Source organism: Curtobacterium sp. NPDC086286 (genome assembly GCF_044746255.1).
In the GTDB taxonomy this organism is placed as follows: Bacteria; Actinomycetota; Actinomycetes; order Actinomycetales; family Microbacteriaceae; genus Curtobacterium.
This window is the reverse complement of record NZ_JBIVBW010000002.1, coordinates 56,676-78,170: the sequence shown is the minus strand read 5'-3', so window position 1 is coordinate 78,170 and position 21,495 is coordinate 56,676. Positions and strand designations below refer to the sequence as shown.

The window sequence follows — 21,495 nt, the reverse complement described above, 5'->3', positions numbered from 1 at the left end:
GCGGGGGGCGCCCGCGGGGGGCGGCCGTCCGGCGGGCCGGGCTGCCCCGGCCGGGCACCCGCCCCCCCCCACCCCCCCGCCCCCCGGCGGGGGGGGGGGGGCCCGGCGGCCCCCGCGCCTCCCGTCCGCCCTCCGGCTGCGTCTCAGACCGTGAGCGCGTTGGCGGCGGCGACCCGCCCGTACCACCGCGCCGAGTCCTTCGGCGTCCGGGCGAACGTCACCGGGTCCCACGACACGAGCCCGAACGTCGGGCGGAAGCCCGACGCCCACTCGTAGTTGTCGAGCAGCGACCAGTGCTGGTAGCCGAGGACCTCGATGCCGTCCTCGATGCAGGCGTGGATCCCCTCGAGGGCACCCTGCGTGTAGGCCACCCGGCGGGAGTCGTCGGCGGTGGCGATCCCGTTCTCGGTGATCATCAGCGGCACGTGCCCGGAGAGCTCCCACGCGCTGCGGAGCCCGTCGGCCGAGGCCTCGGGGTAGAACTCCCACCCGGTCAGGGTCGTCTCGACGTCGTCGGCCACCGGGAGCGGGCCCGACGGTCCGATGAAGGTGCGGGTGTAGGCCTGCACGCCCAGGAAGTCGTCGCCGGCGGCGTTCTCGAGGTACCAGTCGTCGCGCGGGTACCCGTACTCGCGGAGCATCTCGTCGGCGCCGGGCTCCCCGTTCGACCGGAACGCCTGCGTCGCGATGGTCCAGCCGGACTGCAGGCCGGACACCTGCGACAGGACCTCGCGGGACCGCTTGTGCGAGGCGAGCAGGGCGTCGGCGACCCCGAGGTCCGGGTTCGGCAGGCCGTAGGCGACCAGGTTCGCCGCGTCCTCACCGCCGGCGAGCATCGCCGCGATGTTCGGCTCGTTGATCGTGCAGACGTAGCGGACGCCGTCCTGCACGACGGGGAGCGCGGCCTCGGTGTACCGGGCGAAGAGGTCGGCGGCGTCGGGGGCGCGCCAGAAGCCGTCGCGTTCGAACCAGCGCGGCACGGTGAAGTGCATGAGCGTGACGATCGGTTCGATGCCGAACTCGTGGCAGGTCTCGACCATGCGGCGGTAGTGGTCGATCTCGGCCCGGCTGACGAACCCGCGCTCGGGCTCAATGCGCGCCCACTCGATGCTGAACCGGTAGGAGTTCAGCCCGAGGTCGGCCGCGATGCGGATGTCCTCGCGGTACCGGTGGTAGCTGTCGGCGGCGTCACCCGAGGGCTCGACGATGGTGGTGTCGGGCTCGTGCTCGTGCACCCACCAGTTGCTGTTGACGTTGTTGCCCTCGATCTGGTGCGCGGCGGTGGCGGCACCCCAGAGGAAGCCCTTCGGGAACTGCAGCGTGGTGATGATCGTGCCTTTCAGTGCTGTGACAGGAAGCGGTCGAAGGTGTGGAGCGTCGCCGACGGGTTCTCGACCTGCGGGCCGTGGTAGCTCTCCGGGATGACCTCGTAGGCGGCGCCGGTGTCCTCCGCCATCTGCCGCTGCCAGGGGATCGGCCAGGCGCCGTCCCACTCGCCGTGGGTCACGAGCACCGGGAGCCCGGTGGCGCGGAGTGCGGCGGAGGAGTCGGTGTGGTCCTCGAGGATGTGCCCGCCGGCGACGACGCTCGCGGGGTCGTGCGCGTCGAAGCGGTCACGGACGAACCGGGGGTCGTCGGGGAGTTCCTCGTCGGGCCGGTACGCCCAGAGCGGGTTGGTGGAGTCGAACAGCTGGCGGAGGTTGCCGCCGGTGTCGTGCAGGATCGTCAGCTCGGCGACCTTGCGGTAGGGCCAGCCGTACGGTCCGGAGCAGAACTGCACCACGTCGCGGAAGGCGCTCGGGTCGGCGATGGCCGCCTCGCGGACGATCACGCCGCCGAGCGAGTGGCCGATGAGGTGCACGGGAGCGCCGTCGTCGAGCAGCCGTGCGACCCGGACGACGTCGGCGGCCTCTTCCGCCAGCGTGTAGCCGGCCGGCCCCGATGCCCGCGCCGAGTCGGCCTGGCCACGGCGGCTGATCGCCACCGCGGTCCAGCCGGCGTCACGGAGGAGCGGCATGAACGTGCGCCAGTCCTCCTTCGAGCCGGTGTACCCGGGCACGACGAGGACGGTGCCCTTCGACGGCCCGGGAGGCACGACGCGGTAGGCGGTGAGTCGGCCGACGGGGAGGTCGATGCCGACGACGTCGACCCCCTCGGGGGTGGGCAGGTGGCCGAACGGCGGGACGGACGGGAAGTCGCGGAGCGTGCTCATGCCAGCAGCGCCCGTCGTGGGTTCGGCACCGCGTCGAGCAGCGCCACCGTGTAGTCGTCCTGCGGGTGCTGCAGCACCTCGGCCGTGCGGCCCCGTTCGACCACGGCGCCGTCGTGCAGCACCATGATGTCGTCCGTGATGAGGCGCGCGCTGAGCAGGTCGTGCGTGATGTACAGGAGCGAGACGCCCCACTGCTCGCGGAGGTCTTCGAGCAGGGCGAGCACCCCGGCACGGAGCGTCACGTCGAGCATCGAGACCGGCTCGTCCGCGATGATCACCTGCGGGTCGGACGCGAGCGCCCGGGCGATGACCACGCGCTGGCGCTGGCCACCCGAGAGCTGGTGCGGGAGCTTCTGCGCGAACTGCTCCACCGGGGTCAGGCCCACGGTCTCGAGCAGCTCGAGCACGCGCTTCCGGGCATCGCGCCCGCGCAGGTTCGTGTAGTTCGCGACGGGGCGGGACAGCGTGTACTCGACCGTGTGCAGCGGGTTGAGCGCGGCGTACGGGTCCTGGAACACCATCTGCACCTCGGAGCGGAGGTCCTTCAGCCCCCGTCTCCCGAGCTTCGCCACGTCCGTGTCGCCGAACCGGACCGTGCCGGTCGTCGGCTTCTCGACGCCGGTCAGCATCTTCGCGATCGTCGACTTGCCCGAACCGGACTGGCCGACGAGGGCGAGCGACTGCCCGGGTTCGAGGGTGAACGACACGTCGCGCACCGCCTGCACCGGCTGCTCGCCGCGGCGGGGTGCCGGGTAGGTCTTGACGAGGTGCTCGACCACGATCGGGTTGCGGGCGGCGCTGCGCTCGCGGGAACCGACCGTGCTGAACGACGTCGTGGTCTCCTGGCGGGTCGCCGACGGGTCGCGCTGCGACCGGTCCGGGAAGCCCGGCAGGCTCACGACCTCGGCACGCGGGTCGGCGTAGTGCGACAGCAGCATCTGCGTGTACTCGTCCTGCGGGTCGCGGAGGATCTCCTTCGAGCCGCCGTCCTCGACGATGCGGCCCTCGTGCATGACGAGCACGCGCTCGGTCGCCTCGAGGACGATGCCGAGGTCGTGGCTGATCAGGATGGCCGTGAAGCCCTCGGACTGCTGCAGCTCGATGATCGTGTCCATCACGGCGTGCTGCACGAGGACGTCGAGCGCGGTGGTCGGCTCGTCGAACACCATGAGCTGCGGCTCGAGCGAGAGCGCCAGGGCGATCGACACGCGCTGCCGCATGCCGCCGGACAGCTCTCCCGGGTACCGGGCGAGCATGGCGGTGGGGAGCTTCACCTTCTCGATGAGCTCCTTCATCCGGGCGTCCCAGCGATCACGCGACACGTGGCCGTGGGCCTTGAAGATGTCGATGAAGTGGTTGCGGATCGTCCGCACCGGGTTGAGCGCGTTCATGCCGGACTGCAGCACCATCGCGAACCCGCCCTGGCGCTGCTGCCGGAGGGCTTCCTCGTCGAGGTCGCGGATGTCGTGGCCGCCGAAGAAGATGTTGCCGCCGTTGGTCCGGGCCGGCGGCTTCTGCAGCCGGGTCAGCGCGTAGCCGAGGGTCGACTTGCCGGAACCCGACTCCCCGACCAGGCCGACGAACTCGCCCTTCCGCAGCTGGAAGGACACGTGGTCGACCGCCTGGACGGCCTCCTGGCCGGCCGATTCGTACACGACCGACAGGTCGCGGACGTCGAGCAGCACGTCCTGCGTGGCGCTCGTGGTGTCGGACGGGAGGCGCGTGGCGGCGCCGTCCCGCGCCTCCAGGCCGTCGATCGGTTCGGAACGCGAGCCGCTCATGCGGTGGCCTCCTTGCGCTTGCGACGCGCGCCTTCGCGCAGTCGCGGGTTGGACACGGCGTCGACGCCGAAGTTGATCAGGGTCAGGCTCATCGCGAGGAGTGCGATGCAGAGACCCGGGGCGAACAGCAGGATCCACTGACCGGTCAGCAGGGCGTTCGAGTTCTGCGCCCAGTAGAGGATCGTGCCCCAGCTCACGATGGACGAGTCGCCGAGTCCGAGGAACTCGAGGCCCGCCTCGGCGAGGATCGCGCTCGTGGCCGCGCCGAAGAACGAGCCGACGATGAGGCTCGTCATGTTCGGCAGGATCTCGCGGAACACGATGCGCGTCGCGCCGTCGCCGGAGAACTGGGCCGCGGTCACGAAGTCACGACCGCGGAGGGACTGCGTCTGGCTGCGCAGGACGCGCGCGCCCCAGGCCCAGCCGGTGACCACGATCACCGCGATGATGACCGCGATGCCGCCGTTCTGCAGGTACGCGGCGATGACGATCATGAGCGGCAGGCCGGGGATGACGAGGAAGAGGTTCACGATGAACCCGATGACCTCGGCGATCCAGCCGCGGACGTAGCCCCAGCTCAGGCCGATCGCGACGGCGACGAGCGTGGACAGCAGCCCCGCGACGGCACCGACGAGCACGGAGATCCGGGCGCCGTAGATGATCTGCGACAGGACGTCCTCGCCGGCGGCGGTCGTGCCCATCCAGTGCGCGCCGGTGGCGTCGGCGCTCCGGGCGAACCCGTTCTGGCTCGCGCCGTACGGGGCGAGGAGCGGGGCGAAGATCGCCACGATCACGAAGACGGCGAGGATGATGATGCCGATCCGGGCCTTGGTGTTGCTCCAGACGACGCCGAACTGGCGGGCGGCGGCTCGGAGTTTGCTCGGGGCGGTGGGTTCTTCTGCTTGCGTGCGAACTGCGATCGTGGTCATCGGCGCGTCCTCGGGTCCAGGACGCCGTAGAGGACGTCCACGATGAAGTTGGCGATGAGCACCGACACGGTGATCATCAGGAAGAGGGCCTGCATGAGCGGGTAGTCCTGCCCGATCACGGCGTTGAACAGCAGGTAGCCGATGCCCGGGTAGCCGAACACCTGCTCGACCAGGACCGAACCGCCGACCACACCACCGAGGGCCAGACCGAAGCCGGTCAGGTTCGGCAGGATCGCGTTGCGGGCCGCGTACCGGATCGCCACGGTGCGACCGCGGAGACCGTTCGCCTCGGCGAAGGTCACGTAGTCGTCACCGAGGGTGTTGATCATGGCGTTGCGCATGCCGATGATCCAGCCGCCGAGGCTCGTCACGAGGATCGTGATCGCCGGCAGGACCGCGTGCTGCAGGGCGTCCCCGAGGAACGCACCGTTCAGGCCCGGGGTCGTCGTCGCGGAGTAGGCACCCGTGGTCGGGAACCAGTGCAGGACGTAGCCGAGGAAGAACAGCAGCAGGAGCGCCGTCCAGAAGTACGGGAACGTCGACATGAACGAGCCCGACAGCGTCGGGAGCGAGTCCAGCCAGGTGCCGCGCTTCCAGGCCGCGCCGACACCGATCAGGGTGCCGAGCACGAACGCCAGGATCGTCACGACGCCGACGAGGATCAGCGTGTACGGCAGGGCCTGGGCCACGAGGTCGCCGACGGGCTGCGGGTAGAACGTGTAGCTCGTGCCGAAGTCGAGGGTGATGACCTGGTGCAGGTAGCTGACGTACTGGTCCCAGAGGTTGCCGCTCGGGACGCCGAGCTGGGCCTCGATGGCCTTCTTGGTGGCGTCGGTGACCGGGCCGTTCTGGCTGAGCTTCGCGAGGGCGGCGTCGGTCGGGCTGCCGGGCATGAGTCGCGGGAGCACGAAGTTCAGCGTGACCGCGGCCCAGAGGGTCAGGACGAAGAGGACGAGTTTCTGGAGGATGTACTTCACTTCTGGTCCTCTTCGGCCTTGATGATCGCCCGGCCGGCTGCGCTGTCGCGGAGCCGCAGCTTCGAGAAGATGAGCAGCGGTGCCGAGTCGTAGTTCTGCGGCGCCATGTAGGGATCCTCGGCGCTGGGCCAGCCGACGAACTTGCCGGTGTTGAACAGGCCCCAGAGTCCGCCGTAGTACATGCCGATCACGGGCAGGTCGTCGTACACGATCTCCTGCAGCTGGTTCAGGATCTCCTGCTGCTTCGCGGTGTCCGTCGTCGCCTTGTACTCGTCGAGGAGCTTCTGCGTGTCGGCGTTCTGGTACCGCTCGTAGTTGTTGACCGTCGACTTGCCGACCGGCTGGTAGAAGTCGCTCGAGAGCAGGGAGTTGAACGCCTGGTAGACGTCACCGTTGCCCATGCCGCCCATCGCCATGTCGAACTGGCCGTTGTTGAGGTTCGACTGGTAGCCGGCGGGCTGCGGTGCCTGGATCGACACCTTGATGCCGATGGCCGTGAGGTTGCGCTGCACGGTCTGCGCGGCGCGGAGCCAGTCCGAGTAGCCGTTGGCGGTCATGATCGTGATGGACAGCTGCTTGCCGTCCTTCATGATCTTGCCGTCCTGCTCGGTCCAGCCGGACTTCGCGAACGCCTGCTTCGCGGCGTCGACGTCCTGCGCGATCATGCCCTGGTCGGGGATGTCCGGGTTGAGGTACTTCTCCTGGTTCGGCAGGATCAGGCCGGTCTGGCCCGCCGCCGCCAGGTTGCCCTCGGACGCGGTCTCGGCGATGTCGTCGCGGTCCAGGGCGAGGGAGATGCCCTTCCGGACGTTGACGTCGTTGTACGGCGCCTTCGTCAGGTTCGGGATGAGGCCGATGACGCCGCCGGCCGGGAACCACCACGTGTTCGTCTTCGACGCCGCTCCCCAGGTGCCCTTCACGTCGGAGATGAAGGAGTAGGCCCAGTCGTAGCCGCGTGTGACGGTGTCGAGCTGCGTGTTCGTCGCCGGGAGGATCAGGTGCTTGATGGCGATCTTGTCGGCCTGCCAGTACTTCGGGTTCTTGTCCATCGAGTACTGCTGGTCGGTGTAGTTGCCGAGCACGAACGGACCGGTCCCGACGGGGTTCGGGTCACGCCAGGTCGTCGGGTCCTTCACACCGCCGTAGTGCTTCTCACCGAGGATGTACGTCGCGCCGATGATGTTGAGGCTCGGTACGTCGTCGCCCTTGAGGTGGAAGACGACGTGGCCGTCCGTGCTCTCGATGCTGTCGATGTGCTGCCAGGCGCCCTTGACGTCCATCGCCGGGAACTTCTTGAGCAGGTCGAACGTGAAGACGACGTCCTTCGCGCTGAACGGCGAGCCGTCCGACCACTCGACGCCCTTGCGGATCGTCATGTCGATCGTGCGCGCGTCCGGCTGGTCCCAGCTGCTCGCGAGCCACGGGGTGCCCTTGCCGTCGAGCGGGTTGATCTCGATGAGCGGCTCGTACATCCACTTGCTCGCCGTGCGGGCGTTCGCGATGTACGGGTTGAAGTTGCGGTCGAACAGCGGGTTGCCGTGGTCCGCGTTGATGAGCATCGTGTCCTTGCCGATGCTCGGGTCCGGCTGGGACCGGACCTGGATGCTGCAGCCGGTGGCCGCGAGGGCCACGACCGCGATGCCGGCGATGGCCGCGATGAGGCGGCCTCTCCGTCCCCGGCGGGTGCCCGGGGTGCGCGCTGGGACGCGCTGTGGGGGAAGCGTCATTGCTCGGTCGACCTCCGTGTCGAGTCGGTACGGAGACAATGTATGCGCTTACATCGCGTCGCGCAACCGGGCGGGTTGTTTCGCGGGGCGGCACGTGTGCGGGCGGTCCGGACCGCAGTGTGCGAGGTTCCGACCAGCGTGCGGGGGCGCGAGCGTCCCACGGTGCGCGGAACCTCGCACGCCGCGGCGACGCGGGACCTCGCAGCGGCGAGACGGCGCCGCGGGTCCTCGCACACCGGCGCAGCCGCCACTGCCTACAGCGCCGGCGGGCAGCTCTCGCGCAGGAGCACCTCGACCGGCAGGCGCATCGCCCGCGGCGGCCCCTCGCGGCGCTCCAGCCGGTCCACGATCGCCCGCACCGCCGCGCGACCGAGCTCCCCCATCGGCTGGTGCACGGTGGTCAGGCGCGGCGACGAGAACCGACCCGCGTCGATGCCGTCGAAGCCCGTCACGACGAGGTCCTCCGGCACCCGCACACCACGCGCCCCCGCGGCGTCGAGCACCCCGAGCGCCGACTGGTCGTTCGAGCAGACGATCGCCCGCGGAACGGCGTCCCCGTCGAGCAGCTGTGCCGCGAGCTCCCGGGCCCGCGCACGCCCGAAGTCGCCGTGCACGACACGCACCGACGACGCCTGCACCCCGTGGTCCTCGAGCGCCTGGCGGAACCCCGCGGAGCGTTCGATGTCGTCCGGCGAGTCGATCGGCCCCGCCAGGTACACGAGCGACGACCGGATGCCGAGGCGCCCGATCACGTGCGCGCCGAGCGTCCGCATGCCCGCCGCGTTGTCCACGCTCACCGAGTCGAACCCGTGCGAGCGCCGGTCGTCGGCGAGCACCACGACCGGGATCCGTCGGGCGACGTGTTCGAGCAGGTCGTCCGGCACCGTCTGGGCGAGCACCGCGAGACCGTCGACCCGGCCGGCGACGTCGTTCACGATGACGTCCCGCGAGGACCCCCGCCCCGCGGCCACCATCAGCGCCAGACCACGCTGCCACGCCTCGGTCTCGGCGCCGCGCAGGACCTCGTCGAAGTACAGGTTGGACGAGAACGGCTGCGTCACGTGCCGCCGGTCGTCGACGACCCGCACGCCGCCGTCCGTGACGAGGTCGGGGCGTTCGTCCGGCACGACGTCGAACCCGGGCAGCAGCAGTCCGACCACGCCGGTGCGCTTGCCCGCGAGGGCCCGTGCGTTCCCGGAGGGCACGTACCCGAGCGTCCGGATCGCTGCCTGGACCCGGTCGCGCGTGCCCTCGCGGACGGCGTCCGGCGTGCGGAGCACGCGGGAGACGGTGGCGATGGAGACGCCCGCCGCGGAGGCCACGTCGTAGACCGTGGGAGGTGCGGTGCGCTGCTCGGCCAAGCCCGTCCCTCCTGTCCGACGTCCGCTGGTGTCGTGCCGCGAGCCGCGCGGCCGGACCATCCTAGGCATGGTGCCGGCCGGGACTTTCCCACATGTGACGGAAACCCCTTGCGCGATCCGGACAGCGCGCGCGACACTGTCACGACCTCAGCACGTCCCGTGAGGAAGCGCACCAACGACGGTGCCCACACACACAGGAGAAGACGCGATGTCCCAATCGACACGGTCCGGCAGCAAGAGCGCGATCCGGCTCACCACCGACGAGGCCGAGGTGCGCGACGCGCTGCTCGACCACTCCGACGGCGGCAACGCCTGGATCTTCGACCAGATCGACGCGGCCGAGGACGCGGCGACGAAACCGTAGCGGCCTTCCCGGAGGCGCGGTGCGGGTCCGCCCCGCACCGCGCCCTCCGCAGGTGGGCGCGTCCACGGCACGGCCGTCGCGTCAGCGCTCGGTGCTGCCCACGATCGCCATGCCGGCGCCCCGCAGACGCCGGCGCTCCTGCGCGATCCACGCCAGCAGCCGGTCGTTCGTGCCGGCGACGTGCGCCGCGAGCAGCTCGGCCGCGCGGTCCGCATCCCCGGAGCGCACGGCGTCGATGATGGCGCTGTGCTCCTCCCACGCGGCGTCGCGGGCCTCGGGCGTGCGCACCTCGATCCAGCGCGTGCGCTCCAGTCGGGTGAGTGCGTCGGCGATGGCGTCGGTGATGAACCGGTTGCCGCCGAGCGCGGCGAGGTCGAGGTGGAACGTCGAGCCCATCCGGATGCCGGCCTGCTGGTCGGGCGTCGGCCGGAGGGTGTCGAGGTGGCCGCGGACCTCGGCGAGCTGCTCCTCGGACGCGCGCGCCACCGCGAGCCGGGCGGCGGCGGGTTCGAGGACGCCGCGGAGTTCCGCGAGCGAGGCGATCTCGTCGAGGTCGATCGGGGTGACCGTCCACGAACGACCCTCGTGCAGGATGAGCCCTTCGCGCTCGAGCCGCGACAGGGCTGCGCGCACGGGGGTTCGTGAGGCGTGGAACCGCGCCTCGAGCCCCCGCTCGGAGATGCGCTCCCCCGGGGCGATCTCGAGCGTGAGGATCGCGGCTCGGAGGTTGTCGTAGAGCTGGCTCGTCTGCGACACGGGCGCTGCATCGGTCGTCTCGGTCACGGCGATCCAGCCTAGCGGCGATCGGGACCGGATGGTATACCGTAATGGTATACCAATCCGTTCCACACTGAAACGATCCCGTGACCACCACCTCCCGCGCCTGGACGATGCTCGGCCTCGGCGTCGCCGCCCAGGCCACCGGCACCCTCGTGGTGTCCGCCCCCGCGCTGCTCATCCCGTACCTGCACGCCCACGGCACGACGCTGACCCTCGCCGGACTCCTGGCCGCCGCACCGACGTTCGGCATGGTCCTGACGCTCATCGCCTGGGGTGCGATCACCGACCGCGTCGGCGAGCGCGTCGTCATCGCGGGCGGGCTCGTCCTCACGACCCTCGCGGTCGTCGGGGCCTGGCTGGCAGCGGGCGACCCGGTGCTGCTCGGCCTGGCGTTCCTCGCCGCCGGCATGACGAGCGCCTCGACGAACGCCGCGAGCGGCCGAGTCGTGGTGGGGTGGTTCCCGAAGGAGCGGCGCGGCCTCGCGATGGGCATCCGGCAGATGTCGCAGCCGCTCGGGGTGACGCTCGCGGCCGTCACGGTCCCGCAGCTCGCCGAGGCGGACGGCATCCGCGCGGCCCTCGTCCTGCCCGTCGTCCTGTGCGCCGTGCTCGCCGTGCTGTGCGCGATCGGCATCGCGAACCCGCCCCGCCCCGCGCGTGCGGACGCCCCGGTGGAGCACGTCGCGAACCCGTACCGAGCGAACGGGTTCCTGTGGCGGATCCACGCGGTGTCGGTCCTGCTCGTCGTGCCGCAGTTCACGCTGTCCACGTACGGCCTGGTGTGGCTCGTCGGCCTCGGCTGGTCGACCCCGGCCGCGGGACTGCTCGTCGGGGCGTCGCAGTTCGTCGGCGCCGTCGGGAGGATCCTCGTCGGCGCCTGGAGCGACCGCGCCGCCTCGCGCGTCGGTCCGCTGCGGATCGTCGCGGTGAGCGCCGCCGGGGTGATGGGGCTGCTGGCGGTGGTGGACGCCACGCACCTCGCCGCCGCCGCGGTGTTCCTCGTCGTCGCCACGAGCGTCACCGTCGCGGACAACGGGCTCGCGTACACGTCGGTGGCCGAGGCCGCGGGGCCGTTCTGGTCCGGGCGGGCGCTCGGGGCGCAGAACACCGGGCAGTTCATCGCGGCGAGCGCCGTTGGTCCCGGGGTCGGCGCGCTCGTCGGGGCGCTCGGGTTCGCGGCGTCGTTCTCGATCGTGGGGGTGTTGCCGCTGTTGGCGCTGCCCCTGGTGCCCCGGCGCGATCGTTCCCACGACTGACCGCGGGACGGACGGGAGGCGCGGTGCCAGCCGGCACCGCGCCTCCCGTCCGTCAGGTGCTCACCGCATCAGGCGGGCACGGCCGGCCCCACCGGCCACCGCAGCAACGCCGCCGCCGCGACCCCACCCGGCAACGACGCCGCGTTGACGAGCACGAGCTCCGCGTCCGTCAGCACCGCCGCACGCACGAGCGCGCACACCGCCGGCACCGCTCCGATGACGGGCGTCCCGGCAGCCTGTTCCGGCGCCGTCGCCACCCACGGGGCACCGGCGAGCGCGAGGAGCGTCCGCTCCCCGACCGCCACGGCGTCGAGCGCGACGACCGATCCCTGCGCCTGCTGCAGCGCCCCGACGACTGCTCCGAGCCCGGTCACCGCGAGGTTGTCGCCCCGACCGACGTGGGTGCGGAGCAGGTCCTCGAGATCGTGGCGTCGGGTGGCGACGACCCGGGCGAGCGCGGTCTCGACGTGCTCGACGAACGCCTGCTTCGACGAGGCGTCGGCGCGGGGGTCGCCCGGGAAGACAGAGGTCAGCGCACGGGTCTCCGAGGACAGCGCCTTCACGAGGAGCTCCCGCGCGGTGACGTCCCCGGCGACCACGACCAGTCCGGGGCGGAGGGTCCGGACGGCCTCGTCCACGGCGGCGGCGGTCTCCGACGAGTTCTGCTTCCAGATCTCCTCGGTGTGCTGCTGCCAGTGCGGCTGCTTCCACCCGGTCCCCGCCTTGGCGTAGTGCAGGGTGTCGTTGCGCCCCTGGACCTGCTGCTCACCGCCGGTCGCGTCGAGCGGCGCGTGGCCGAGTCGGTAGGAACGGAAGGCTCCGCCCTCCTTGCCGGCGTGCACCACCAGGAACGGCAGGTCGACGGGCCGGTGGGCGACGAGCGGCACGAGGTCGGGGACGGCACCGACGCCGACCGACTCCGGGCCGTGCAGGTGCCCGGGCAGGACCTCGCTCAGCACGAGCGCACCGTCGTGGACCAGCACGTACCGGGTGACGGGCGAGGGGACGCCGGGTTCCTGCTCGAACTCGCCGGCGACGAGGTCGACCACGTCGTCGGTCGCACCCTGCGCACGCAGGGCCTCCTCGACCACACGCAGCTTCAGTGCCGCCTGCCGTCGGGGGTCCTCCACGTTGCCGGAGACGTCGGCGTACGCCCAGGCCCAGGTCCCACCGCCCTCCAGCCGCTGTCCCAGGATCCCGTGCAGTTCGCTCGTCGCGTTGGTCGACGTCATGGCAGCTCCTCTCGGACGGATGCCGGGGCTGTCACGGACCCCGACGTTTCGTGTTGGCCCACACTCCACCCCGACGGGGCACGGTGTTCCACGTCCGGAGGGAACGTCCAGAGTCTTCGTGAAAGTACAGCTGCGCTCGGTTCTGTGGTTGGGTTGGAGGCATCCCGCTCGACGACGAACCGGAGTCCCGGCAATGACGCCTCCACCGAACCGACGGCCCATCTCCCGACGACAACTGCTGGGCTTCGGCCTCGGCGCGGCCGCGACCGGACTGCTCGCCGGCTGCGCGGTGCCGGGCTCGACCAACGTGAACAAGGCGGCGCTGATCCCCGCCGCTACGAGCGGGCAGAAGGTCGAACTGACCTACTGGGCCTGGCTCAAGGACCTCCAGAAGGTCTGCGACGTCTGGAACAAGACGCACCCGGACATCCAGGTGACCGCGAACTGGATCCCGGGCGGCAACAGCGGCGGGTACCAGAAGATGTACTCCGCACTCGCGGCCGGTGGTGGCCCGGACATCGGGCAGGTCGAGCTCCGGCAGATCCCCGAGTTCATGCTCGCCAACGGTCTGGTCGACCTCGCCCGCTACGGCGCGAAGGACTTCGAGTCGAAGTACGACGACGCCGCCTGGGCGCAGGTCTCGTTCGTGGACGGCATCTACGGCATCCCCCAGGACACCGGCCCCATGGGCTTCTACTACCAGACGGCGCTCCTGGAGCAGGCCGGCGGCGAACCCCCGACGACGTGGGACGAGTGGCGCGACCTCGCCGAGAAGGTCCGGAAGACCGGGGCGCAGAACTACCTCGAGGTCTTCCCGGTCTCGGACGCCTCCCCCTTCGCCGCGTACGCGCAGCAGGCCGGTGCCCGGTGGTTCAAGGTCGACGGCGACGAGTGGGTCGTCGACATGACCGACGAGAAGACCCTGATGGTCGCCGAGTTCTTCGACGGCGTCATCGACGACAAGCTCGTCGACACGAGCGCCGGCGCGTACTCCCCCGGCTGGTACGCCTCGGCGGCGAGCGGCAAGATCGCGGCCGTCACGAGCGCGAGCTGGGGCGACGCCCTCATCGAGTCCGTCCAGGGCGGCGAGGGCAAGTGGAAGGTCGCACCCATGCAGAAGTGGGGCGACACCGGGTTCGGGTCGAGCGCGATCGGCGGTTCGACGGCCGCGGTGCTCGCCAACGCGAAGCACCCGAAGGAAGCGCTCGAGTTCATCACGTGGATGACCACCTCGAAGGAGGGCATCGACGCGATGATCAAGTACTGCGGCATCGGGTGGTCGCCCGCGAAGGACTACATCGGGGCGCAGCGCGAGCAGCCGAGCAAGTGGTTCTCCGGGCAGAACTACAACGAGGATGTCTTCGTCCCCGCCGCGCAGGAGCAGAACGTCGAGTGGTCCTGGTCGCCCGTGACGCAGTCGGCGTTCACGAGTCTGCAGAACCAGTTCCGCCGCAAGCTCACGAGTGGGCTGAAGCTCACCGACGCGGTGGAGCTCGCCCAGAAGGAGATCGTCCAGTCCTTCAAGGACAAGGGCCTCAGCGTGAGGACGGCACGATGACCACGACGCAGCCGAAGAACGGCTTCCGCACGAGCACGAAGGCCACGGTCGCCCAGAAGCGCGCCCCGTGGATCCTGCTCGCACCCTTCCTCGCCCTGTTCGTGCTGACGTTCATCATCCCGATCATCAGCGCGCTGTTCCAGTCGTTCACGACCGTCGACCGCGAGGGGCTGTTCGGCGAGGACGGCGTCGTCGGCAGGTTCGCCGGGTTCGACAACTACGCGATCGCCCTGCAGGACGCCGGCTTCGTCGCCTCGATCGGCCGCATGCTGCTGTTCGGCATCGTGCAGGTCCCGGTGATGATCATCGCCTGCACGATCCTCGCGCTGCTGCTCGAGTCGGCGAGCGCCCGCTGGCCGGGCTTCTTCCGTGCGATCTACTTCATGCCGTACGGCGTCCCCGGCGTCATCGCCACGATCCTGTGGTCCTTCCTGTACGTGCCGGGCCTGTCGCCGATCGTGTCGCTGCTGCAGGGGATCGGGCTCCAGCCGGACTTCCTCGGCGCGAACAGCGTGCTCTGGTCGATCGCGAACATCGTCACGTGGACGTACACCGGCTACAACATGCTCATCATCGTGGCGCAGCTGAAGTCCATCCCCGGCGAGGTCTACGAGGCCGCCAAGGTCGACGGCGCGAACGCGTTCCAGGTCGCCTGGCGGATCCAGATCCCGCTCATCGCGCCGGCACTCGTGCTCACGACGGTGTTCTCGATCATCGGCACGCTGCAGCTCTTCGCGGAGCCGCAGATCCTGTCCACGGTCGCCCCCGCGATCGACACCGAGTACACGCCGAACTACGCCGCCTACACGAACGCGTTCGCGTTCAACGAGTACGGCGTCGCGAGTGCGCAGGCGGTCATCATCGCGCTGGCAGCGTTCATCCTGTCGTTCGCGTTCCTCGCGTTGACGAACCGTCCGCCGAAGGACGAGCGGGATCGCCGCAAGCGGGCGAAGCGGGACGGCCAGGAGGCGCGGGTCGCGCTCCAGACGCGCGTCGCGTCGGCCGGGACGGTCACCACCCAGGCCGCACCGCACCTCCAGGGCCGCTCCGGTCCGGACCACGGCACCACCGTCACGAAGGGGGCGGACGCATGAGCAGCGAAGCCATCGAAGCGCCGGCCACCGCGAAGACCGCGGTCCCGGTGGACACCACGTCGATCTCGGCGCACCAGCGCCGCAAGCTCGACCGCTCCGGCAAGTCGCAGATCGTCGTGACGGGCATCCTCGTCATCGTCGCGATCTACTTCCTCGTCCCGCTGTACTGGGTGATCATCGCCGCGACGAAGACCACCGGCGCGCTGTTCGCCACGAACGGGTTCTGGTTCGGCGGCGACTTCGCGCTGTTCAGCAACCTCCAGCAGGTGTTCACGTACGACGGCGGCATCTTCGTCCGCTGGATCGCGAACAGCATCCTGTACTCGGGCGTCGGCGCCGTCCTCGCGACGTACTTCGCCGCGGCGGGTGGCTACGCGCTCGCGAAGTACGAGTTCCGGGGTCGGCAGCTCGTGTTCGGCACGATCCTCGGCGGCGTGCTCGTGCCGGGGACGGCGACGGCCCTGCCGCTGTTCCTGCTGTTCTCGACGCTGGGCCTGACCGACACGTACTGGAGCGTGCTCATCCCGAGCCTCGTCTCTCCGTTCGGCCTGTTCCTCTGCCGGGTGTACGCCGCGGCGTCGGTGGACACCGCGCTCCTCGAGCAGGCACGCATCGACGGGGCCGGCGAGCTCCGGATCTTCCACACGATCGTGCTCCGGCAGATGACGCCGGCGCTCGTCACCGTGTTCCTGTTCCAGGTCGTCGGCATCTGGAACAACTTCTTCCTGCCGCTCATCATGCTGGCCGACCAGAAGCTGTACCCGATCACACTGGGACTCAACAACTGGCGCTCGCAGGTGGACCGGCTGCCGGAGTTCTACCAGCTCACCACCGGCGGGGTACTCGTCTCGGTCATCCCGCTCGTCATCGCCATCATCGTCCTGCAGCGCTTCTGGCGCGGGGGCCTCACGGAAGGATCGGTCAAGGGTTGACCATCGCCGCACTCTCCTCCACCGCCCCCGGTTCGGACACCCGGCTGGCCCCACGGGCCTGGCTGCACACGGACGCTCCCGCCCTGTCGTTGGACGGGGAGTGGGACTTCCGGTGGTCGCCCGTCGCGGACGTCCCCGAACCGGGGCCGGAGGACGAGTGGGGCACGATCCCGGTGCCGGCGCACTGGGTGCTGCACGGGCACGGCGCGCCGAGCTACACGAACCTGCAGTACCCGTTCCCGATCGACCCGCCGCACCCGCCGGAGGAGAACCCGACCGGTGACTACCGCCGCACCTTCGACGTCCCGACGTCCTTCGACGCCGCGGCCCGGGTGCTGCTCCGGTTCGACGGTGTGGAGTCGCACTTCCGGGTGTGGGTGAACGGCGTCCTCATCGGATGGTCGACCGGGTCGCGGCTCGCGACGGAGTTCGACGTCACGTCCGTGCTGCGACCGGGGTCGAACGAGGTCCGCGTCCGCGTGCACCAGTGGTCGGCGGCCTCGTACCTCGAGGACCAGGACCAGTGGTGGCTGCCCGGGATCTTCCGCGACGTCACGCTGCTGGCGAGGCCGACCGCCCCGATCGACGACGTGTTCGTGCGCGCCGGGTGGACCGCCGTGCTCGGGAGTGCGGCGAGCGCCGGGACCGCGGCGTCCGGCCGACCGTCGACCGGCACGGGGACGATCTCGTTCCCGACCGTCGATGCTGCGTTCCCGGTGCGCTTCACGGTGCCCGCGCTCGGCGTCGACGTCTCGTGGGCGTCCGACGACGAGGTCGGACCGATCACCGTCGAGGGTGTCGAGCCGTGGAGCGCCGAGCTCCCGACGCTGTACGACGCGACGCTGTCCACCGGGACCGCAGCCGGTGGGAGCGCCGGTGGTGAGACCGTGTCGCTGCGGCTCGGCTTCCGCACCGTGTCGATCGAGGGCGATCGGTTCCTGGTGAACGGCGAGCGCGTGGTGTTCCACGGCGTGAACCGGCACGAGACCCACCCCGTGCGCGGTCGGGTGTTCGACGAGGAGCACGCACGCGCGGACATGGCGCTCATGAAGCGGAACAACGTCAACGCCATCCGGACGTCGCACTACCCGCCCCACCCCCGCGTGCTCGACCTCGCCGACGAGCTGGGCTTCTGGGTGATCCTGGAGTGCGACCTCGAGACGCACGGGTTCATCTTCACCGGCTGGGCCGGCAACCCGTCGGACGACCCGGCCTGGCGCGACGCGTACCTCGACCGCATCGCGCGGACCGTCGAGCGCGACAAGAACCACGCGTCGATCGTGATGTGGTCGCTCGGCAACGAGTCCGGGACCGGTCGCAACCTCGCCGCGATGTCGCAGTGGGTGCACGACCGCGACGACGAACGTCCGGTCCACTACGAGGGCGACTACACGGGCGCCTACACCGACGTGTACTCGCGCATGTACCCGTCGCTGCAGGAGACCGAGTCGATCGGCGGCGGTCCGGAAACGCCCCTGCTCGGCTGCGGCCCGGCCGAGGCGGCTCGCCAGCGGTCGAAGCCGTTCATCCACTGCGAGTACGTGCACGCGATGGGCAACGGACCCGGCCAGATCGCCGAGTACGAGGCCCTCGTGGACAAGTACCCGCGGCTGCACGGCGGGTTCGTGTGGGAGTGGCGGGACCACGGACTGCTCGCGCACACCCCCGACGGGCGGCCGTACCACGCGTACGGCGGCGACTTCCACGAGGTCGTCCACGACGGCAACTTCGTGATGGACGGCCTGGTGCTGCCCGACGACACCCCGACGCCGGGGCTGGCGGAGTTCGCGGCCGTCGTGGCGCCGATCCGGCTGTCCGCGTCGGACACCACCGTGCTCATCGAGAACCGGTACCACTCGGCCTCGACCGCGGGACTGCGGTTCCACTGGACGCTGTCCCGGAACGGCGTGGTGGAGCACGAGGGCTGGTTCTCGCCGGGCGTCGTCGCGGCGCGGTCCTCCGCCACGGTGCCGGTGCCGGACGAGGTGCTCGTGGCCGCGACTGCGGCGCTCGCCCCCGGTGACGAGCTGTGGTTCGACGTCAGGGCGGAACTGGCGGGGCCGACCTCGTGGGCGGACACCGGCCACGTCCTGGCACGCACCCAGACGCTCGTCGCATCGCGCGAGGCGGACGTGCCACGGGCCTCCGGTCAGGGGTGGGACGGCGACCGACTCGGCGACGGGACGTTCTCGGCCCGCGGTGACCTGGTGTCCTGGAAGGGGCACGAGGTCGCCGGGCCGCGGCTCGAGCTGTGGCGCGCACCGACCGACAACGACAGTCTGGCCTCACAGGGCGGGTACGAGACCGCCGACCCGGTGCTGACGCACGGCGTGGGCGACCCGGACGCTCCCCCGTCGGCCACACGCTGGCGCGAACGCGGGTTGGACCGGCTCACGCACCGGCTCGTGTCGGTCTCGCGGACGGACTCCGGGCTCGAGCAGCGGGTCCGCGTCGCGGCGGCGAACAGCGGGTGGGGCGTCGACGTCACGCACCGCTGGACCCTGACCGACGCCGGGCTGCTGCTGCAGACCGACGCGGTGCCGTTCGGCGCGTGGGACGTCACGTGGCCACGGATCGGGGTGCGGTTCGACCTGCCAGCGTCCCTGGCCGACTCGGACGCGTCGTGGTTCGGCACGGGGCCGCTCGAGTCGTACGCGGACTCGTCGCACGCCGCCCGCGTCGGACGCTTCTCGGCACCGGTGCGGTCGCTCGGCGTCGAGTACTCGATGCCGCAGGAGACCGGGCACCGGCCGTCGCTGCGCGAGCTGTCGGTCGGGCCGTTCACCGTGTCGACCGTCGGCTCGCACCGTGCGGGGTTCACCCTGTCGCCGTGGACCGCGCAGCAGATCGGTCGCGCGATGCACCCGTACGAGCTGCCGGTGTCGGAGCACCTGTACCTGTACCTCGACGCCGCGCAGCACGGCCTGGGGTCGCGTGCGTGCGGCCTCGACGTGCTGCCGGAGCACCAGCTCTGGCCGCAGGCGTTCTCGTGGAGCGTCGTGCTCGGCTGAGCGCAGCCCGGAAGTCGTATATCTGATACATATTCCTTGCGCCCGTGTCGGGCGTCCGGAAGGGTCTTCTCCACCAGCAGAGAGGACCCCATGCACAGCACTCCCAGGCGCGCCGTCGCGAGCGCCGCCCTGACCGCCCTCGTGGTGGTCGGCGGCGGCCTCGCGACCGCGGTCGCCACGACGTCCCCCGCGCACGCGGTCGCGCCGTTCCCGGTCACCGACCCCTTCGTCGGACTGCCGGTCGGCACGACGATGCCCGCCGGCTGGACCCGGATCGCGACGGACGACGGACAGGCGGCGATCGTCGACCACGGCGCCGCCGGACGGTGGCTGCGGCTGACCGACGACACGAAGCGGGTGAGTTCCGCCGTCTACAACGAGTCGCCCTACGACTCCAGCCACGGCCTGACGGTCGAGTTCGACCAGCGGATGTGGAGCACGACGGACACCGGGTACGCCGACGGGATCGGGTTCTTCCTGCAGGACGCCGCCGTCCCGCTCGACGCGATCGGGCCCGTCGGTGCCGGCCTCGGCTACCACGACGGCACCCGCCCCTGCGAGGAAGGCCTCGACGGCGGGGTCGTCGGGATCGGGTTCGACCGGTTCGGCAACTTCGCGCGTCCCGACGTCGTCCCGAACGCGATCACCGTCCGGGGTCCGGAGCGCGAGTGCTACCCGGTCCTCGCGACCACCGGGGACCTCGGCGACGGGTTCCTCGAAGACCGCGAGACCACGGCCGAGGCGGCCACGCACCGCCACGTGCAGATCGATCTGCTGCCGACCGACGCCGGCGGGATCCGGGTGCTCGTCTCGATGTCCGAGCCGACCGCCCCCGGCGCCGACGCGAGCGAGCTGCGCGAGGTCGTCAGCGCCGACCTCCCCGCCACGGCGCTGCCGGAACAGGTGCGGTTCGGCTTCAGCGCATCGACCGGTGGCCGGACGCAGTTCCACGAGATCCGGAACCTGCGGGCGACGCAGCCGACCGACGTCGTCACGACAGCCCACACCCTGACGAACGCGCCGGTCACCCCCGGCGAGGACGTCACGTTCGAGCTGCGGTCGGTGAACGACGGGCCGGCGACGATCGGCGGAGCGGTCGACGCCGTCGCGCGCACGGTGGCGGTGACCGAGGGACTGCCGCTGACGGACGTGCGGTGGACGTGCCGTGCAGAGGCCGGGGCGACGTGCGGCGCCGCTGCGGGACAGGGTGCGGTCGCCGCCGACTGGTCGGGCCCGCCCGGTGGTGCGGTCACGATCGCGGTGTGGGGGACGGTGCCGGTGACGACCCGCTCCGGCCTCCACACGATGCCCGTCGAGAGCGTCACGGACTTCACGACCGACCGCCTCGACGCAGCCCGCCCCGCGATCGCGCTCGACGGTTCGGTGACCGACGTCGACCTGTCGAACAACGCCGACCGGACCGCGTTCGAGGTCGTCCTGCCCGAGGCCGTCGCGGCCGACGACGAGGGCACGACGAAGCAGGGCGAGCCGGTGACGATCGACGTCCTCGGGAACGACCCGCTCGACGGGAGCTCGGCGGACCCGGACTCCCTGCGCTTGAGCGGCGACGGGATCGAGGGGGCGGAGCTCTCGGCGGACGGCAAGCGGCTCCGGGTCCCCGGCGAGGGCGTCTGGACGGTCGAGGGTGCGCAGGTGACGTTCACCCCGGAGTCGTCGTTCTCCGGACCGGCGACCGCAGTGCGGTACCAGGTGACGACGCACGCGGGGCAGACCGTGGTGGCGGTCGTCCGGGTCGTCGTGGAGCCGGTCGAGTCGGTGGTCGTACCGCCGACGCCGGGCCCGGGCGCGGGCTCGGGCTCGGGCGGCGGCGCGGGACCGGGGGCCGGCTCAGGCTCGGGACCGGGCGCTGCCTCAGGCGCTGGTGACCGCGGGGCGTCCGACGCCGTGGCCGAGCGGGCGAGCGCGCGGGGAGTGCTGGCGTACACGGGCGTGTCCGGGCCGGCCGTCCTCGTCACCGGGGCCGTGGCGGCACTGCTGCTCGCCGCGGGTGCGTGGGTGCTGCTCGCGCGGCGGCGGCGGGGCGCGGCCGCGGCCGCGGTCGCGCGCTAGCCGCCGGCGGCTCGCCGCGAGGCGGCGCGGCTCGCACAACGGAAGTCACCTCGAACCAGGCGGAAGCGCGGTTCGAGGTGACTTTCGTCGTGCGCCAGCCGGGCGCGAGCCAGCCCGCTGCGCAGGCAGAGGGAGGTTCCACGGCGTTTGTGACCGTTCTGGTTCGCGATTCCCGGGTTTCACGAACCAGAACGGTCAGCGAGCCCGAAAG

16 protein-coding genes are annotated in these 21,495 nt (G+C 71.1%); 7 read left to right on the top strand and 9 right to left on the bottom strand.

Translation table 11 applies throughout. The annotated features are described in order from the left end of the window. Positions 1-143 precede the first annotated feature (143 nt). From ACIPKM_RS03825 to ACIPKM_RS03795, 7 genes are all read right to left on the bottom strand, one after another. The gene (locus ACIPKM_RS03825) at positions 144-1,331 is read right to left on the bottom strand and encodes a family 1 glycosylhydrolase (protein WP_092384985.1); all 1,188 of its coding nucleotides are present in this window, start codon (positions 1,329-1,331) and stop codon (positions 144-146) included. A gap of 8 nt (positions 1,332-1,339) precedes the next feature. Further along, the gene (locus tag ACIPKM_RS03820) at positions 1,340-2,212 is read right to left on the bottom strand and encodes an alpha/beta fold hydrolase (protein WP_402736211.1); all 873 of its coding nucleotides are present in this window, start codon (positions 2,210-2,212) and stop codon (positions 1,340-1,342) included. Then, positions 2,209-3,993 carry an ABC transporter ATP-binding protein gene (locus ACIPKM_RS03815; protein WP_402736210.1) on the bottom strand — a complete coding sequence of 595 codons (1,785 nt, stop codon included), beginning with the start codon at positions 3,991-3,993 and terminating at the stop codon, positions 2,209-2,211. The genes ACIPKM_RS03820 and ACIPKM_RS03815 overlap by 4 nt, the downstream gene beginning before the upstream one ends. Continuing rightward, positions 3,990-4,922 (bottom strand): ABC transporter permease, encoded by a 933-nt coding sequence (locus ACIPKM_RS03810; protein ID WP_070417090.1) that lies wholly within the window; start codon positions 4,920-4,922, stop codon positions 3,990-3,992. Before ACIPKM_RS03810 ends, ACIPKM_RS03815 begins: the two co-directional genes overlap by 4 nt. Next, positions 4,919-5,899: an ABC transporter permease gene (locus ACIPKM_RS03805; protein WP_070417091.1), complete on the bottom strand. Its 981-nt coding sequence runs from the start codon at positions 5,897-5,899 to the stop codon at positions 4,919-4,921. Before ACIPKM_RS03805 ends, ACIPKM_RS03810 begins: the two co-directional genes overlap by 4 nt. Continuing rightward, complete coding sequence (locus ACIPKM_RS03800) at positions 5,896-7,626, bottom strand: ABC transporter substrate-binding protein (protein ID WP_402736209.1); 1,731 nt, start codon at positions 7,624-7,626, stop codon at positions 5,896-5,898. Before ACIPKM_RS03800 ends, ACIPKM_RS03805 begins: the two co-directional genes overlap by 4 nt. A gap of 254 nt (positions 7,627-7,880) precedes the next feature. After that, positions 7,881-8,987, bottom strand: a complete 1,107-nt coding sequence (locus tag ACIPKM_RS03795; protein WP_402736208.1) for a LacI family DNA-binding transcriptional regulator — start codon at positions 8,985-8,987, stop codon at positions 7,881-7,883. Between the two features lie 208 nt (positions 8,988-9,195). Between ACIPKM_RS03795 and ACIPKM_RS03790 the strand changes: the two genes are divergently transcribed. Next, a complete protein-coding gene (locus ACIPKM_RS03790) occupies positions 9,196-9,351 on the top strand; it encodes a hypothetical protein (RefSeq protein WP_156794780.1) in 156 nt (51 codons plus the stop codon). A gap of 81 nt (positions 9,352-9,432) precedes the next feature. Here ACIPKM_RS03790 and ACIPKM_RS03785 read toward each other — a convergent pair whose 3' ends face one another. After that, the gene (locus ACIPKM_RS03785) at positions 9,433-10,134 is read right to left on the bottom strand and encodes a GntR family transcriptional regulator (protein ID WP_254790679.1); all 702 of its coding nucleotides are present in this window, start codon (positions 10,132-10,134) and stop codon (positions 9,433-9,435) included. Positions 10,135-10,241: 107 nt separating this feature from the next. Between ACIPKM_RS03785 and ACIPKM_RS03780 the strand changes: the two genes are divergently transcribed. Continuing rightward, positions 10,242-11,387: an MFS transporter gene (locus tag ACIPKM_RS03780; RefSeq protein WP_071294494.1), complete on the top strand. Its 1,146-nt coding sequence runs from the start codon at positions 10,242-10,244 to the stop codon at positions 11,385-11,387. Positions 11,388-11,455: 68 nt separating this feature from the next. On the opposite strand, the gene ACIPKM_RS03775 is transcribed toward ACIPKM_RS03780, so the two are convergent. Beyond that, the gene (locus ACIPKM_RS03775) at positions 11,456-12,619 is read right to left on the bottom strand and encodes a Vms1/Ankzf1 family peptidyl-tRNA hydrolase (protein WP_071294398.1); all 1,164 of its coding nucleotides are present in this window, start codon (positions 12,617-12,619) and stop codon (positions 11,456-11,458) included. Between the two features lie 193 nt (positions 12,620-12,812). On the opposite strand from ACIPKM_RS03775, the gene ACIPKM_RS03770 reads away from it, so the two are divergent. From ACIPKM_RS03770 to ACIPKM_RS03750, 5 genes are all read left to right on the top strand, one after another. Beyond that, entirely contained in the window at positions 12,813-14,177 is a 1,365-nt protein-coding gene (locus tag ACIPKM_RS03770; RefSeq protein ID WP_071294397.1) for an extracellular solute-binding protein, read from the top strand. Beyond that, positions 14,174-15,271: a carbohydrate ABC transporter permease gene (locus ACIPKM_RS03765; RefSeq protein ID WP_071294396.1), complete on the top strand. Its 1,098-nt coding sequence runs from the start codon at positions 14,174-14,176 to the stop codon at positions 15,269-15,271. The genes ACIPKM_RS03770 and ACIPKM_RS03765 overlap by 4 nt, the downstream gene beginning before the upstream one ends. Further along, positions 15,268-16,203 carry a carbohydrate ABC transporter permease gene (locus ACIPKM_RS03760; protein WP_092384698.1) on the top strand — a complete coding sequence of 312 codons (936 nt, stop codon included), beginning with the start codon at positions 15,268-15,270 and terminating at the stop codon, positions 16,201-16,203. The genes ACIPKM_RS03765 and ACIPKM_RS03760 overlap by 4 nt, the downstream gene beginning before the upstream one ends. Then, positions 16,200-19,214 (top strand): glycoside hydrolase family 2 TIM barrel-domain containing protein, encoded by a 3,015-nt coding sequence (locus ACIPKM_RS03755; protein WP_402736207.1) that lies wholly within the window; start codon positions 16,200-16,202, stop codon positions 19,212-19,214. The genes ACIPKM_RS03760 and ACIPKM_RS03755 overlap by 4 nt, the downstream gene beginning before the upstream one ends. Positions 19,215-19,304: 90 nt before the next feature. Further along, positions 19,305-21,284 carry an Ig-like domain-containing protein gene (locus ACIPKM_RS03750; protein ID WP_402736206.1) on the top strand — a complete coding sequence of 660 codons (1,980 nt, stop codon included), beginning with the start codon at positions 19,305-19,307 and terminating at the stop codon, positions 21,282-21,284. Positions 21,285-21,495: the final 211 nt, after the last annotated feature.